The organism is Clostridium sp. CM037 (assembly GCF_055081095.1).
In genome coordinates this window covers 1,296,323-1,312,111 of record NZ_CM143650.1, presented here as the reverse complement: position 1 = coordinate 1,312,111, position 15,789 = coordinate 1,296,323, and the positions used below count along the sequence as shown (strand labels likewise).

The following is a 15,789-nucleotide window of genomic DNA, read 5'->3' as shown; positions in this document are numbered from 1 at the left end:
GAGAAGATTATTAATAATCTTCTCTAACTGTCCACTTAAGTTTTTTTTTAATCTTCTACAATCACATAATTTATATCTATTTTTTTTACTTCTGATAGCTTATTATTAACTTTTGCTTTATCTTTCTCACTTTTACAATCCATAGTTCCTTTTTTAAATCTAATAAGACTCATATTTATTTCTGATCCGTCTATTATTTTATAAGTATCATTATCCGTTATAATTATTGTGCCTTCTTGTGGGCAATAACCTATCCATGAATAATTTCCATATTTTAAGGGTATATCTATTCCTTTAATATTTAACTTTTGTATTGTTTTTTTGTAGTCACTTCCTAAATAAACACTTTGATTATCATCAATATTCGGTATATTTGTAAGTAAATTTGTATCTATACTTCCATTATTATCATTACTTTTTTTAATACGAAATAATTGATCTTTTAACATAGCTTTTGCCGTCTCTTTAGTCATTATTAAATATTTTTCAGTAACTGTCACGGTTTCTCCGTCAACAACAACACTCTTATCTTGAGTTACAAGTTTGTATTTATAATCTTTTGTATATTTAGTATTGTCTTTATAAGCATCCTTTGCTTTGCTAATACTGTTATTTTCTCCACTTATTATAATTGCATTAAAAGGACAACTTGGTCCTTTTAAATAAAGTTTTACCTTTTGTGCTGCTACAACACCTATAACAACAACAGCTATAATAGCAACAACCCCTATAATCCATTTGTTTATTTTTTTCATAAATACAATCTCCCCTATTCCTTGGATTTATTTTTTGTGTAATATACTATTATTAATAATCTTCTCTAACTGCCTCTATTAAGTTTTCTTTTTTAATTCTTGAAAGTGGTGATAATACCGAAATATAACTTATTACTATAGAGAAAGTTCCCGCAATAGCTATTGCCTCCCAGGGCACCATCCATCGCATCTCTCTAAATCCACCCATTGCTTTGAACATCATAAAGGATATGCCGCAGCCTATTATACAGCCATATATAGCACCAACAATGCCGTAGAGAAGTCCTTCTAGCACAATCATTTTCTTTAAACCCTTTTGAGTTAGCCCTATGGATTTTAATGTAGCAAACTCTCTTTTTCTGAGGATAATATTTGTTGTTAATGTATTTATAATATTAACACTTCCTATTAATGAAACCACTAGTACAAATCCATACAATAATATTTTGACCATTAACATATAGGATTTTTCTTTTCTATTAGATTCTATATTATTTATTACCGTTAAAGAATTATTTGATTTTATGGCAGCTTCTATTCCTATTTTCGCTGCATCTTCATTTTTTACATCTTTAAGAACTATGTTTAAGTTTGTAGGTTTAATCTCCTTAATATCTGTTAATTTCTTTCCCATTTCTTCTGTTGTGATTATTTTTAATCCATTTGGAGATCCCCAATAATCAAAAGGTTCATTAATAATTGCCATAACCTTTACTTTATTAACTTTGCCCTTGCCAAATTCAACCTTTGCTTTATTAGAAAAACCCCCATTAAAAGAAGCATCATATTGTAGGTCTATTTCATCTCCTACTTTTATATCTGCTAGTGGTCCAACATACACTTTCTTTGTATTTTCATCATATACTCTATTTTTGTTAATTAAGATTACTCCATTTTCACTATTTAGTTTTTCTATATCAATATTTCCTGACTTTAGATATTTTTTAGAAACTTCTAGTGAATCCTTATCATAAATTGAAATGGAACTTTCTATAAGGGTTTTCTCCACTCCATCTAAAGTTGTTTTTTTGTATATATTTTTCATATCTTGAATTTTCTTAACTTCACTGTTTTTACTTATTGTCATATCGAAACAATATGGATTGAATACTCTATATACCTTATCAACTGACTTCAGTTCTTTAATATCATCTTCTATTTTACTGTTTATGAAGTTTTCTGTTCCATTCTCATCATTACTTCTCATAACTGTGAAATGAATGTTTTTTGATTCATTAAGATCGGATGATATATTAAGTGACATATCCATGAAGGATTTAAAAGTGACAAATAACACCACACTTATTACTATTGAAAAAACAGTTATTCTATATCTTTTTCTATTTCTCTTAATGTTTTTAGCAGCCAATGCTCCTTCAAACCCAAATATTCTTTGAATAACTCTGTTCTTTCTTCTTTTTATTTTCTCCTTTGTTATAGAAGTTCTACCACTTATAGCATTCAGTGGTGAAATTCTGCCTGCGAAATATGCTGGCACGAGTGCTGATATGTATATCGCTATAAGACCTACTGCTGCACTTATGCATAAAACCATAGGCGATATAGAGATTTTCATAATCATAACTGAATCTACATCAATTAATTTAAATGCAATGCTTATTCCATATATAGCTATAATACTGCATATGAGTCCTAGTGGAATAGCTATTACTGCGAGGATTGTTGCTTCCCTTAGGACAATCTTTCTAATTTGTATTGGAGTAGTTCCCACTGCTCTTAAAAGTCCAAACTGTTTAATTCTTTCCACAACGCTTATTTGAAATGAATTATATATTACGGCTATTGTTGAAATTAAAACTATTCCAATTATTATTGCCAGCGTTACATATAATCCGCTAAGATTTGAACCACCCTCACCCGCTCCTTGCATTTGTAGCAAATAGCTGTTTTCCGTAACGGTATCTTTCTCCCCTAACTGCTTTAATTCATTCACGGCAGTTTTTAAGTTTGTTTTTGAGCTTATTTCTACAAGTAACTGTGCATTTTGCTTGTTAATATTATTATTTTTAAATAAAATTAATCCATTACCATCCAACTGAGTGTTTAAATTATCCTCTAGTATTCCTACAAGAGTATATTCTTTATTACTAACTTTAATTTTATTCCCTACTTTAGCATTTTTATCAATAGATGGTAATATCCACTTTTCCATTGCTACTTCATTTTCTTTTTCTGGTAATCTCCCTATCTTTGCTTTATAAGGTAAAAGTTCTAACGCCTTGTCTGTTGCTGTTATTATGTTAACATCTAATTTATCATTTATCTTTATTTTTTCACTTATAGTATACAATCCAAACCTAGACACTTTAGGATTATTAACTATTTTAGAAATTAACTTTTCATCTGTTTTTTGAAATGCTAAATGGAAAGAACCTCCACTATTTTTAGCATTCTGTATCTGAACATCCTGCATTCCTTTAAAGTAAAGTCCTATTGTTGATATAAGTGCAACTGATAGCATTATTCCAATAATCGTAAGTGCGGTTCTTTTTTTATTTTTCTTCAAATATTTCCCTGTGAGCTGTTTATAACTAGTTATCATCTCTTTCACCCCCTAATTTATTTTTAAGTTCTTGTCAGAAGTTATTTCACCATCTCCAATGGTGATAACTCTATCTGCCATGGCTGCTATATTAACGTCATGGGTAATAAGTATTAAAGTTTGATTATATTTTTTAGCCGTAAATTTTAATAATTCCATAACATCTTTTGAATTTTTAGTATCAAGATTTCCTGTAGGTTCATCTGCAAGTATTATAGCTGGCTTATTAAATACAGCTCTACCAATTGATACCCTTTGCTGTTGACCCCCTGATAATTCTGATGGAAGATGATTACGCCTTTCGCTTAGCCCTAATACTTTAATGAGCTCTTCTAAATGAATTTTATCCACCTTATCATTATCTAGAAGTGCTGGAAGCGCTATATTTTCTTCTACATCTAAAATAGGTAGTAGGTTATAGAACTGAAATACAAAACCTATTTTTCTTCTTCTAAACACTGCAAGTTTTTCTTCCTTATAATCATAAATGCTTTCTCCATCAATAACTACATTGCCAGATGTTGGTCTATCGAGTCCTCCGAGCAAATGAAGAAGTGTACTTTTTCCAGAACCTGATGCTCCCACAATTGCTACAAACTCACCCTTAGCAACTGATAAGTTTATATTTTTAAGTGCCTCCACCTTGTTTTCATCTTTACCATAAGTTTTTTTTAAATTTTCAACCTTTAAAATTTCCATTTATATCTCTCCTTTTTTCTTTTCTCATCACTATAACCATATTATACTTCACTCACCACTTGCACTCCATATCACTCAACTTACAAATAAAAAAGTTATCTTACAGTACCGTAAGATAGTCTAATAAAACCAATAACTCAAAAACAAAAACACCTGGATAAATTTCATATTCAACCTGGTGTTTTATATTTTTTTTATACTATTATGCTATATCTCTTTTAACAAAGGCCAAATATGCATATATTTTGACCAATTAAATGTAGCGAGTACCATTGCTACGATATTCCCCACAGTTAAAAGAAAAACTCCAATGCCGACAGCCATTAATATTAAATGTTCCGCCTGAAACCGTGAAACTAGAATTCAATATAATATTAGTCGTATTTATTGATTAATAATCTTCTATAACTGCTCCAATTAAATTTTCTTTTTTAATTTTTGAAAGTGGTGATAATGCTGAAATATAGCTTATTACTATAGAGGCGATTCCCGCAATAGCTATTGCCTCCCATGGCACCATCCATCTCATCTCTCTAAAAGCACTCATTGATTTGAACAGTAGGAATGATATGCCGCAGCCTATTATTGATCCATATATAGAACCAACGATTCCATAGAGAAGTCCTTCTAGTGCAATCATTTTCTTTAACCCCTTCTGAGTTAGCCCTATAGACTTTAATGTAGCAAACTCCCCTTTTCTAAGAATAATATTTGTTGTTAATGTATTTATAATATTAACACTACCTATTAAGGACACTACTAGTATAAATCCATACAATAATATCTGGACCATTAATATTATGGATTTTTCAGTTCTATTAGCATCTATTTTATTTATTACCATTAAATCGGGATTTAATTTTATGGCATTTTCTATTCCTATTTTTCCTACTTCTTCATTTTTTACATCTTTAAGAACTATATTTAAGTTTACAGGTTTGATGTCCTTGCCCTCGGTTAATTTCTTTCCCATTTCTTCTGTTGTGATTATTTTAAATCCATTAGAGGTTTTCAACTTATTAAAAGGATCACTCTCAAGAATTGCCATAACCTTAACTTTATTAACTTTGTCTTTACCAAATACAGTCTTTGCCTTAGCGGCTCCCCCTTCCTCAGAAGCATCATATTGAAGAGCTATTTCATCTCCTACTTTTATATTTGCTATTGGTCCGAAATAATCTTTCTTTGTAGCTTCGTCATGTATTTTATTTTTATTAATTAAGATTACTCCATTTTCACTGTTTAGTTTTTCTATATCAATATTCCCTGATTTTAAATATTTTTTAGAAACTTCTAGAGACTCCTTGTCATATATATCGCTAGAACCTTCTATAAGGGTTTTCTCCACTCCATCTAAAGTTGTTTTTTTATATATATTTTTCATGTCCTGAATTTCTTTAACTTCACTATTTTTGTTTACTGCCACGTCAAAAAAATATGGATTAATTTGATTATATTCTTTATATACCTTATCTACAGACTTTAATGCTTTAATATTATCTATAGTTGTGTTTTCGAGGTTACCTCTACCTCCAGCAGAACATGGTACAACTGAGAAATGAATGTTTTTTAATTCATTAAGATCTGGTGATATCTTGAGTGACATATCCATTAAAGATTTAAACGCAACAAATAACACCACACTTATTACTATAGAAAAAATAGTTAATCTATATCTTTTTCTATTTCGCTTAATATTTTTAGCTGCCAATGCTCCCTCAAACCCAAATATTTTTTGAATAACTTTATTCTTTCTTCTTTTTATTTTCTCCTTTGTTATAGATGTTCTACCACTTATAGCATTCAGTGGTGAAATTCTGCCTGCGAAGAATGCTGGTACGAGTGATGATAGGTATATTGCTATAAGACCTACAGCCGCACTTATGCATAAAATCATAGGGGATATAGAGATTTTCATAGTCATAACTGAATCTGCACCAATTAATTTAAATGCATTATTTATTCCATATATAATTATAATGCTGCATAGTAAGCCTAATGGAATAGCTATTGCGGCGAGGATTGTTGCCTCTCTTAGGACAATTTTTCTAATTTGCATTGGAGTAGTTCCTACTGCTCTTAAAAGTCCAAACTGTTTAATCCTTTCCACAACACTTATTTGAAATGAATTATATATTACGGCTACAGTGGCTATTAAAACTATTCCAATTGTTATTGCTAAGGCTATATATAATCCTTTGAGACCTGAACCAGAATCTCCTGCTCCCTGCGTTTGTAGCAAATAACTGTTTTCCTTAACGGTATCTTTCTTACCTAACTGCTTTAATTCGCCTACGGCAGTTTTTAAGTTTGTTTTTGGGCTTATTTCTATCAGTAACGCTGCATTTTGTTTATTAATATTATTATTTTTGGATAAAATTACTCCTATACCCTCCATTTGACTTATTATATCATCCTTAAGTATTCCTACAAGAGTATACTCCTTATTACTAACTTTGATTTTATTCCCTACTTTAGCGTTTTTATCAACAAATGGTAATATCCACTTTTCCATCGCTACTTCATTTTCTTTTTCCGGCAATCTCCCTATCTTGGCTTTATATGGCAAAAGTTCTAAAGCCTTGTCTGTTGCTGTTATTACATTAACAGCAGCTTTATCCCCTAGCTTTATTTTTTTACTAATATTATACAATCCACTCCTAGATACTTTAGGGTTATTAACTATTTTAGGTATTAACTTTTCATTGGTTTTTGTAAAAATCAAATGATAAGCACCATCTCTGTTTATAGCACGCTGAATCTGCGCATCCTGCATTCCTTTAGAGAAGAGTCCTATTGTAGATATAAGTGCAACTGCTAACGTTATTCCAATAATCGTAAGTTTAGTTCTCTTCTTATTTTTCTTTAAATATTTCCCTGTGAGCTGTTTATAACTAGTTATCATCTCTTTCACCTCCTATTTTATTTTTAAGTCTTTGTCAGAAGTTATTTCACCATCTCCAATAGTAATAACTCTATCTGCCATGTTTGCTATATTAACGTCATGGGTAATAAGTATTAATGTTTGGTTATATTTTTTAGTCGTAAATTTTAATAACTCCATAACATCTTTTGAATTTTTAGTATCAAGATTTCCTGTTGGTTCATCTGCAAGTATTATTGACGGCTTATTAAATACCGCTCTACCAATTGATATCCTTTGCTGTTGACCCCCTGATAATTCTGATGGAAGATGATTTTTCCGCTCGCTAAGTCCTAATACTTTAATAAGCTCTTCTAAATAGATTTTATCCACCTTATCATTATCAAGAAGTGCTGGAAGTGCTATATTTTCCTCTACATCTAAAATAGGTAGTAAGTTATAAAACTGAAATACAAAACCTATTTTTCTTCTTCTAAACACTGCAAGTTTTTCTTCCTTGTAATCGTAAATGCTTTCTCCATCAATAACTACATTGCCAAATGTTGGCCTATCGAGTCCTCCTAGTAAATGAAGAAGTGTACTTTTTCCAGAACCTGATGCTCCCACAATTGCTACAAACTCACCCTTACCAACTGATAAATTTATATTTTTAAGTGCATCCACCTTGTTTTCGCCGGTACCATAAGTTTTATTTAAATTTTCAACCTTTAAAATTTCCATTTATATCTCTCCTTTTCTCTTTTTCCCATCACGATATACATATCATACCTCGCTAACCATATTATACCGTGCTAACCGCTCACACTCCATATCTCTACACTTACAACTAAAAAAGTTATCTTACAGTTTTGTAAGATAACCTAATAAAGTAGCACTAAAAATGTGTTATAATTTCACTATGTAATTTAAATCAAATAGTGAAATTATATGATAGACAACTGAAATTACAATTATTAGAGGAGATGATGAATCATAGATACAAATATACTAATATCAATATTACTCTTAGTTCCAGCAGGTCTATTTATATACTTTGATAAAAAGCTATTAATTAGCAGTAAAATACAAACAAAGTTTAAGATAAATAACTTTTTAGGACTATATCTTTTCATATTAATAACCTTGGTACTTAGCACATTTATAGTTGCAACCTTAGCAATGCTTTTTCATATATCTAGCACTTTTACATATGCGATTCAATCTGTGCTAATTGGAGTTCTTTTAGGGTTATTCTCAAATATAAATAAAATATTTAGAAGAAAAAAAAGAATTTAGAAAAGTATTTTAAAACCACCTGGATAAATTTCATATTTATCCAGGTGGTTTTAATTATTTTCCCTATGATAGATCCAATTTTTTATCTATTAGGTAGGTAGAGGTTATGAATAATCCTACAAAAGTAATTATCTGAAATATAGTATCAGCAATATTAATATTAAATGCTCCACCTGAAACCGTGAAATCAGAATTCAATATATTATTAGTCGTATTTATTGAAAAATTGCTCAAGTTAATTGTTTGAGGGAATTGCGTTGTAATTTTAGTTGACAGCCAGCCTATTGCTACTGATAGTATTATAAAAATTATAAAAGAGCCTATTTTACCTAGTTTTTTGCCTTTTAAGGCTACTTTGCCAATAACCATGCAGAAGTATATACATGTTAAGGAATAAACAATGATCCATATATATTGAATTATAAAAAATAATATTATCCCGAGCTTAATATCTTTAAAAAAACTTAAATCTATTTTGCCTGTTACAGTCAAATTAAACATCAAAAGGGATACAAAAACAACAATGGAAATTTGTATTAAAGCGGTTATCAGCCTGGATGCCATTATTGATACTCCCGATTGTGGAAGTGTAAATAATAGGTAGCCTGAGTCTCCGTGTAGGTATTTACTCATAATCTTTAACGAAGATATAAATATTACTATTATGGCGCCAATAATTAAGCATGTAGATAACCCCATTACTGTATTACCATCCCAGGTATCTTTCTTTGTCATAAGAAATAGGTTAGCAATTATACCAGATATACAAACTCCAATTATGGTTAAAAAAGTTGATCTTAATTCATATTTTATAAGCTTAAACATTATTGAAATACCTCCCTATACAATTCATCGATTGACTTTTTCTTACTAGTTCGTAATTCTTCTGCATTACCTTGAAGCACTATCTCTCCATCAGATATAAATGCTACATCATCAAAAATCCGTTCTATATCATTTACAAGGTGTGTAGTAATTATCATAGAACTATTTTCACTAAAGTTATTAACTATAGCATTTAATATCTTTTCTCTAGTAGTAGGATCTACTCCCCCAAGCGGTTCGTCAAGTATATAAAGCTTTGCAGCTCTCGAAAGTACCAATGTAAGCTTTAACTTTTCTTTCATTCCTTTTGACAGGCTTTTCACAGCGCTATTTTCATCAAGGTTCATAAATACGAGCATTTCCTTCGCTTTTTTTTCATCAAAATCAGAATAAAATGCCTTAAAATATTTCACTGTATCCTTTACTTTCATCCACTTTAGAAGATACTCATTGTCAGGCAAATATGAAACTATAGACTTTGTATAAACACCAGGCTTTTGACCATCTATTAGTATTTCTCCTTTCGATGGATGAAGTATTCCAGCTGCTATTTTTAAGAATGTAGTTTTACCGCTACCATTAGGACCAAGAAGTCCTACAATTTTCCCTGGCATTATATCTAGGTCTACACCGCCCAAGGCTTTTTTAGTTAAATACGACTTGCATATTTTTTTTGATTCTAATATATTATTCATCTTATTTTACCTCCATAGTTTCCTTTGAAACAGATTTAATTATTTCATTAGTAGTAAATCCTAAGCTTTTCATTCTAAGTATAAAAGAATCTATAACTTCCTTTGCCATTTCATTTTTTAAATTATCCACCATATTTTCATTCTCCTCCACAAATGTTCCAGTTCCTCTTTGTGTATAAACAATTCCAAGTCTTTCGAGCTCTTGATAGGATCTTTGAAGCGTATTTGGATTCACATTTAAATTCATTGCCATTTCTCGTACTGAGGGCAACTTATCCTTTGATTTTAGCTTTCCTGTAACGATGTCCATTTTTATAAGGTCCATGATTTGTAGATATATAGGCATTTTATCATTAAATTCTAAATTCATTATTCAATCTCCTTTCAGAAAATACATCGATTCCCTAGTGACATATGTTAATATGTACACTGCAACATTAATCGTGTCAATATGAAAATATAGACCACCTAGATAAATTTTATATTTATCCAGGTGGTCTGTATTTTATTTATAATATTATGCTACTATATCCCTTTTGATAAAAGCTGCGTATGCAATAACATTGAAAATTATAAAATAAGCTATCAGTACTGTAATTGAAAAGTTCATTGTCATTCCTTTAACTAATGGCTGCCCATCAATATATTGATTCAAATTCGTATTTGCAAATAGAATATATTTTGACCAATTAAATCTAGTGAGTAGCATTGTTACGGTATTCCCTACAGTTAAAAGAAAAACTCCAATACCTATAGCCATTGCACTATTACGGAAAACTGTAGAAATCATAAATGCTAAAGTAACCATCATAACTAAGCTTATACACTGAAGTCCATAAACCTCCACAATATGTGCCATCATATTAACTTCACTAATTTTGCCAGCAACATTTGTAAGGAATGGTGTACCTGACCCTTTAAAGCTAAACAATGCTCCTCCAATAAGAAATGAAACTACTAAAAGTACTAAAAGCATGAAAAGAGTGTATCCTAAAACAGAAATATATTTTGAAAGTAGAATTTTCCACCGTTTTGAAGGTCTAATTAGTAATAATTTAATTGTGCCTCCTGAAAACTCATTGGCTACTATTCCACCACCCATTATAATAGCAAAAAGAGAAATTAAAAATATTAGGCTACTTGCTCCTTCTACAAATCCCCATAAGGATTTATCTTGTATAGGTTGTATGTCATTTTTAAGACGATATTCATTAGTTTGTAACTGCTTTGTAATTCCGTCCTTTTCCATTTTAGATATCCCTGGCCTAGCTAATGATTTTTTAATTTCCTGGTTTTGAATTGTTATGTCTGATTTCCAATCACTTTTAGGCGCTTGGGTACCTGTAAATCTAAATAAGAGCCCAACTGCTACTATAATAAGAACTAATATACCCATCATTATCCACGTGCTAACGCTATGAGCAAGTTTCATATTTTCATTACGAACTAGATTTATTATTTTACGCAATTCCATTACCCCCTGTCATTTCTAAGAATTTTTTCTCTAAGCTTTGTTGCACCTTACGAACACCGTAAATTTTAATTCCCTGCTGCACAAGCTTTTCAACTAACCCAGGAACATTTTCTATATTTTCCTTAATTTCAATTTCTTTTTCATTTATTTCTGGTTTATATTTGCTACTAAGACTTTCTAAATATGCTTTTGCACTTTCAATCGGCGAAACATCTAGAGCTATAACTGAATCCGACTCATCCTCAAGCATTTCTTTCATATCCTGAATTCTAACCAATTTTCCATTTTGCAGAATTCCTACCCTATCGCACATAAGCTCCATTTCTGAAAGCAAGTGGCTTGATACTATTACTGCAACATTTTCTTCTCTTGCAAGTGTCCGTAAATGATTACGCAATTCATGAATACCAGCAGGATCTAATCCATTAGTAGGTTCATCTAATACCAATAACTTTGGAGAGTTAAGGAGCGCTTGTGCAACCCCTAGCCTTTGACGCATACCTAGTGAATATGTCTTTATTTTGTCATTTATTCTTTTTTCAAGACCCACAATTTTTATAACCTCATCAATACGTTCCTTCTTTAAGTCTGGATACATCCTCCAAAAATGAACAAGATTTTGATACCCAGTTAAATATTTATATAAATCTGGATTTTCAATAATTCCGCCGACTTTAACAATGGCTTTTTCAAAATCTGTCTCAACATTTAATCCATCAATATACATTTCACCTTTAGTAATAGACATCAGTCCTAAAAGCATTTTAATAGTAGTAGTTTTACCAGCGCCATTTGGTCCGAGGAATCCAAACACCTCCCCTGAACGCACGTCAAAAGTAAGATCATCTATTATTACCTTTTTACCGATTTTTTTTGTAACATTCTTGATTTGTACTATAGTTTCCATGTTGAACCTCCTTATATGAGTTTTAAATTATTAAATCTTATGATAAATCTAATTTTTTGTCTATTAGATAGGTAGTTGTTATGAATAATCCTACAAAAGCAATTATCTGAAATATGGTATTAGCAATATTAATATTTAATTCCCCACCTGAAATTGAAAGAGCCGAAGCAGATGATTGAAAACTACTCTCTAATGAAGAACCAACGATGTTCAGTGTTTGAGGGAATAGTTCAACAATTTTGAATGATAGCCAGCCTATCGCTACTGTTAGTATTATAAAAATTATGAAAGAACCTATTTTACCTAGTTTTTTACCTCTTAAGGCTACTTTACCAACAACCATGCATAAATATATAACTGTTAAGGCATAAACAATGATCCATATATATTGAATTATAAAAAATAATACTACACTGAGCTTGAAATATTTAAAAAAACTTAAATCTATTTTGTCTATTGAAGTCAAATAGAGCATCAAAATGGATACAAACGCAACAATGGATATTTGAATTAAGGCACTTATCAGCCTTGAAGTCATTATCGCGCTCCCAGATTGCGGAAGTGTAAACAACAGGTATCCTGAATCTCCATATAAGTATTTGCTCATAATTTTTAATGAAGATATAAATATTACTATCATGGCGCCAATAATTAAGCATGTAGATAATGAAGTTACTGTATTAATGTTCCAAGAATCTTTCTTTGTCATAAGAAATAAGTTAGCAATTATAACCGATATACATATTCCAATTATGGTTAAAAAAGTTGATCTTAATTCATATTTTATAAGCTTAAACATTACTTAAATACCTCCCTATACAATTCATCGATTGACTTTTTCTTACTAATTCGTAATTCTTCTGCATTACCCTTAAGTACTATCTCTCCATCAGATATAAATACTACATCATCAAAAATTCGTTCTATATCATTTACAAGATGTGTAGTAATTATCATGGAACTATTTTCACTAAAGTTATTAACTATAGCATTTAATATCTGTTCTCTAGTAGTAGGGTCTACTCCACCAAGTGGTTCGTCAAGTATATAAAGCTTTGCGGATCTTGAGAGTACCAATGTAAGCTTTAACTTTTCCTTCATTCCCTTTGATAGGCTTTTCACAGTGCTATTTTCATCAAGTTTCATAAACTGGAGCATTTCCTTTGACTTTTTTTCATTAAAATCAGAATAAAAGTCTTTGAAATACTTCACCGCATCCTTTATTTTCATCCAATTTAGAAGATACTCATTATCAGGTAAATATGAAACTATAGACTTTGTATAAACACCAGGCTTTTGACCATCTATTAGTATTTCTCCTTTCGATGGATGAAGTATTCCAGCTGCTATTTTTAAGAATGTAGTTTTACCGCTACCATTAGGACCAAGAAGTCCTACAATTTTTCCTGGCATTATATCTAGGTCTATTCCCCGTAGGGCCTTTTTATTTAAATATGACTTACATATTTTTTCTGATTTTAATATACTATTCATCTTGTTTCACCTCCATAGTTTCCTTTGAAACAGATTTAATTATTTCCTTAGCAGTAAATCCTAAGCTTTTCATTCTAAGTATAAATAAATCTATAACTTCCTTTGCCATTTCCTTTTTTAAATCATCTACCATATTTTCTCCCTCCCCCACAAATGTTCCAGTGCCTCTTTGTGTATACACAATTCCAAGTCTTTCAAGCTCTTGATAGGATCTTTGAAGCGTATTTGGATTCACCTTCAAATTTGTTGCCATTTCTCGTACTGATGGTAATTTATCCTTTGATCTTAGCTTTCCTGTAACGATGTCCATTTTTATAAGATCCATAATTTGTAGGTATATAGGCATTTTGTCATTAAATTCTAAATTCACGATTCCATCTCCTTTCAGAAAATACATTAACGTTCTAGTGACATATGCTAATAGTACACTAGAACGTTAACGATGTCAACATAGAATATGTATTTTAAATGTATAATGATACAATTTTACAAAAAAAAACCACCCATAGATGGATGGGCGTTGATTCCTCAACTTTTTTTATTGTAGTATACATGTAATAGTTCATGAACCTTGCCTTTTAACAATCCTGAATATAATGAATTCATCAATGGATTGTCATCTGTACGACTTATACTATTCATTTTATCCGCCTTATATAGTCCAGTGCCACGTTTAGATTTCCCTTCTGCTTTTACGAATGGTTGGCCTGCACCACTAACACATCCACCAGGGCATGCCATAACTTCTACGAAATCATAATAAGCTTCACCGGATTTTATCTTCTTTATAACGTCATCTGCATTTTTGAGTCCACTTACTATGGCGAATTTTATTACGCGTTCATTTACATTAATACTGGCTTCTTTGACGCCGTTCATGCCTCTAACACCATCAAAAGCAAGTGCACGTAATATTGCAATTGGTTGGTCCCCTAAAACTTTACGTATAACCGCTTCACTAACACCACCCGTTACTCCAAATATAACCCCAGCTCCACTACTAATTTCAAATGGCATATCTAGTGCCTCAGGTTCTAATTCTGAGAACGCAATTCCTGATTCTTTTATCATATTAATAAGTTCTTGCGTCGTTACTACATAATCTACATTAGGAACGCCATTCTTTTTAAATTCATCTCTATTTGCTTCGAATTTTTTTGATGAACAAGGCATAATCGCTACGCTCACAAGTTTTTTATCATCATCTTTGTAATGTTCCTTCAATACAGAAGCAAACATTTGCATAGGAGATTTACAAGTGGAAACATTTTTCATTAAATCTGGATAAGTATTTTGAACATAATTTACCCAGGCAGGGCAGCAAGATGAGAATAGAGGTAAGCTTTCATTATTTTTAAGTTTTGAAATAAATTCATTTGTTTCCTCTATAATTGTAAGGTCTGCCCCTACTGAGGTATCAAATACCTTATCAAATCCCATTTTTCTAAGGGCAGTTACTATTTTTCCCATTGCATTTTTGCCATCTTCTTGTCCTAATTCCTTGCTTATAGATACCCTTACAGCAGGAGCAATTTGAACTACCACCTGTGTATTCTTATCACTAAGTTCCTTCCAAAGTTTATCTGTAGCACTTCTTACTACAATAGCTCCAGTAGGGCATACTGCAGCACACTGACCACAACCAACACAATTAGAACCACTTATAGGTTCATTAAAGGCCGTTGACACAGTCATTTTAGACCCTCTGCCAACAAAATCAATTGCTCCAACATTTTGTACTTCTGAACACACTCTTACACAATCACCGCATAAGATGCATTTGCTTGGATTTCTTACTATACATACGGATGAATTGTCTAATTCTGCTCCTTTTGCAGTATTTTCAAATCTTACTTTCTTTATTCCGAAACGTTTTGCTAGCTCCTGTAGCCTACAGAAAGTATTTTTTTCACAGGTTGTACAGTCTCCGCAGTGATTTGCAAGTAATAACTCGAGAATGTTTTTTCTATATTTTCTAAGTCTCGGAGTATTTGTATATATATCCATGCCAGCTTTAGGAGGAGTAGAACATGCGGCCTCAATGCCTCCATGTTTGTTTTCAACCATACACATACGACAAGCTCCATAAACTGAAAGTTCTGAATAGAAGCATAATGTAGGTAATTCGATACCAGCTTTTCTAACTAATTCAAGAATATTTTTTTCGCCCTTTATTTCTACAGGTACATTATCTATAGTCATAAACTGTCCATTCATT

14 protein-coding genes are annotated in these 15,789 nt (G+C 31.3%); all 14 read right to left on the bottom strand.

The genetic code is table 11. The annotated features are described in order from the left end of the window. Positions 1–47 precede the first annotated feature (47 nt). The 14 genes from ACWJKP_RS06115 to ACWJKP_RS06050 all read right to left on the bottom strand — a co-directional run bounded on the left by ACWJKP_RS06115 (position 48) and on the right by ACWJKP_RS06050 (position 15,788). Positions 48–755 (bottom strand): lipoprotein BA_5634 family protein, encoded by a 708-nt coding sequence (locus ACWJKP_RS06115; protein WP_165413190.1) that lies wholly within the window; start codon positions 753–755, stop codon positions 48–50. A gap of 52 nt (positions 756–807) precedes the next feature. Further along, positions 808–3,318: an ABC transporter permease gene (locus tag ACWJKP_RS06110; protein WP_187351428.1), complete on the bottom strand. Its 2,511-nt coding sequence runs from the start codon at positions 3,316–3,318 to the stop codon at positions 808–810. A 12-nt stretch (positions 3,319–3,330) separates the two neighbouring features. Continuing rightward, positions 3,331–4,017 (bottom strand): ABC transporter ATP-binding protein, encoded by a 687-nt coding sequence (locus ACWJKP_RS06105; protein ID WP_165413189.1) that lies wholly within the window; start codon positions 4,015–4,017, stop codon positions 3,331–3,333. Positions 4,018–4,408: 391 nt separating this feature from the next. Further along, positions 4,409–6,922 (bottom strand): ABC transporter permease, encoded by a 2,514-nt coding sequence (locus ACWJKP_RS06100; protein WP_462961449.1) that lies wholly within the window; start codon positions 6,920–6,922, stop codon positions 4,409–4,411. A 12-nt stretch (positions 6,923–6,934) separates the two neighbouring features. Next, positions 6,935–7,621: an ABC transporter ATP-binding protein gene (locus ACWJKP_RS06095; protein ID WP_165413188.1), complete on the bottom strand. Its 687-nt coding sequence runs from the start codon at positions 7,619–7,621 to the stop codon at positions 6,935–6,937. A gap of 618 nt (positions 7,622–8,239) precedes the next feature. Further along, on the bottom strand, positions 8,240–9,001 hold the full coding sequence (locus tag ACWJKP_RS06090; RefSeq protein ID WP_165413187.1) for a hypothetical protein: 762 nt from the start codon (positions 8,999–9,001) through the stop codon (positions 8,240–8,242). Continuing rightward, a complete protein-coding gene (locus tag ACWJKP_RS06085; RefSeq protein ID WP_165413186.1) occupies positions 9,001–9,696 on the bottom strand; it encodes an ABC transporter ATP-binding protein in 696 nt (231 codons plus the stop codon). Before ACWJKP_RS06085 ends, ACWJKP_RS06090 begins: the two co-directional genes overlap by 1 nt. Position 9,697: 1 nt before the next feature. Continuing rightward, on the bottom strand, positions 9,698–10,066 hold the full coding sequence (locus tag ACWJKP_RS06080; RefSeq protein WP_165413185.1) for a GntR family transcriptional regulator: 369 nt from the start codon (positions 10,064–10,066) through the stop codon (positions 9,698–9,700). Between the two features lie 147 nt (positions 10,067–10,213). Next, the gene (locus ACWJKP_RS06075) at positions 10,214–11,164 is read right to left on the bottom strand and encodes an ABC transporter permease (protein WP_202881871.1); all 951 of its coding nucleotides are present in this window, start codon (positions 11,162–11,164) and stop codon (positions 10,214–10,216) included. Then, complete coding sequence (locus ACWJKP_RS06070) at positions 11,157–12,077, bottom strand: ABC transporter ATP-binding protein (RefSeq protein ID WP_165413184.1); 921 nt, start codon at positions 12,075–12,077, stop codon at positions 11,157–11,159. Before ACWJKP_RS06070 ends, ACWJKP_RS06075 begins: the two co-directional genes overlap by 8 nt. Before the next feature lie 37 nt (positions 12,078–12,114). Beyond that, positions 12,115–12,876 carry a hypothetical protein gene (locus ACWJKP_RS06065; RefSeq protein WP_165413183.1) on the bottom strand — a complete coding sequence of 254 codons (762 nt, stop codon included), beginning with the start codon at positions 12,874–12,876 and terminating at the stop codon, positions 12,115–12,117. Then, positions 12,876–13,571, bottom strand: coding sequence for an ABC transporter ATP-binding protein (locus ACWJKP_RS06060; RefSeq protein ID WP_165413182.1), 696 nt, complete (start codon positions 13,569–13,571; stop codon positions 12,876–12,878). Before ACWJKP_RS06060 ends, ACWJKP_RS06065 begins: the two co-directional genes overlap by 1 nt. Beyond that, positions 13,564–13,941, bottom strand: coding sequence for a GntR family transcriptional regulator (locus tag ACWJKP_RS06055; RefSeq protein WP_165413181.1), 378 nt, complete (start codon positions 13,939–13,941; stop codon positions 13,564–13,566). The genes ACWJKP_RS06060 and ACWJKP_RS06055 overlap by 8 nt, the downstream gene beginning before the upstream one ends. Positions 13,942–14,099: 158 nt before the next feature. After that, positions 14,100–15,788 carry a [FeFe] hydrogenase, group A gene (locus ACWJKP_RS06050; RefSeq protein ID WP_165413180.1) on the bottom strand — a complete coding sequence of 563 codons (1,689 nt, stop codon included), beginning with the start codon at positions 15,786–15,788 and terminating at the stop codon, positions 14,100–14,102. Position 15,789 lies beyond the last annotated feature (1 nt).

Excerpts from the sequence above, each read along its gene's own strand:
- ACWJKP_RS06115 (WP_165413190.1), bottom strand. The coding sequence starts at position 755 with ATGAAAAAAATAAACAAATGGATTATAGGGGTTGTTGCTATTATAGCT.
- ACWJKP_RS06070 (WP_165413184.1), bottom strand. The coding sequence starts at position 12,077 with ATGGAAACTATAGTACAAATCAAGAATGTTACAAAAAAAATCGGTAAA.
- ACWJKP_RS06060 (WP_165413182.1), bottom strand. The coding sequence starts at position 13,571 with ATGAATAGTATATTAAAATCAGAAAAAATATGTAAGTCATATTTAAAT.
- ACWJKP_RS06110 (WP_187351428.1), bottom strand. The coding sequence starts at position 3,318 with ATGATAACTAGTTATAAACAGCTCACAGGGAAATATTTGAAGAAAAAT.
- ACWJKP_RS06065 (WP_165413183.1), bottom strand. The coding sequence starts at position 12,876 with ATGTTTAAGCTTATAAAATATGAATTAAGATCAACTTTTTTAACCATA.
- ACWJKP_RS06080 (WP_165413185.1), bottom strand. The coding sequence starts at position 10,066 with ATGAATTTAGAATTTAATGATAAAATGCCTATATATCTACAAATCATG.
- ACWJKP_RS06095 (WP_165413188.1), bottom strand. The coding sequence starts at position 7,621 with ATGGAAATTTTAAAGGTTGAAAATTTAAATAAAACTTATGGTACCGGC.
- ACWJKP_RS06105 (WP_165413189.1), bottom strand. The coding sequence starts at position 4,017 with ATGGAAATTTTAAAGGTTGAAAATTTAAAAAAAACTTATGGTAAAGAT.
- ACWJKP_RS06090 (WP_165413187.1), bottom strand. The coding sequence starts at position 9,001 with ATGTTTAAGCTTATAAAATATGAATTAAGATCAACTTTTTTAACCATA.
- ACWJKP_RS06085 (WP_165413186.1), bottom strand. The coding sequence starts at position 9,696 with ATGAATAATATATTAGAATCAAAAAAAATATGCAAGTCGTATTTAACT.
- ACWJKP_RS06050 (WP_165413180.1), bottom strand. The coding sequence starts at position 15,788 with ATGAATGGACAGTTTATGACTATAGATAATGTACCTGTAGAAATAAAG.
- ACWJKP_RS06100 (WP_462961449.1), bottom strand. The coding sequence starts at position 6,922 with ATGATAACTAGTTATAAACAGCTCACAGGGAAATATTTAAAGAAAAAT.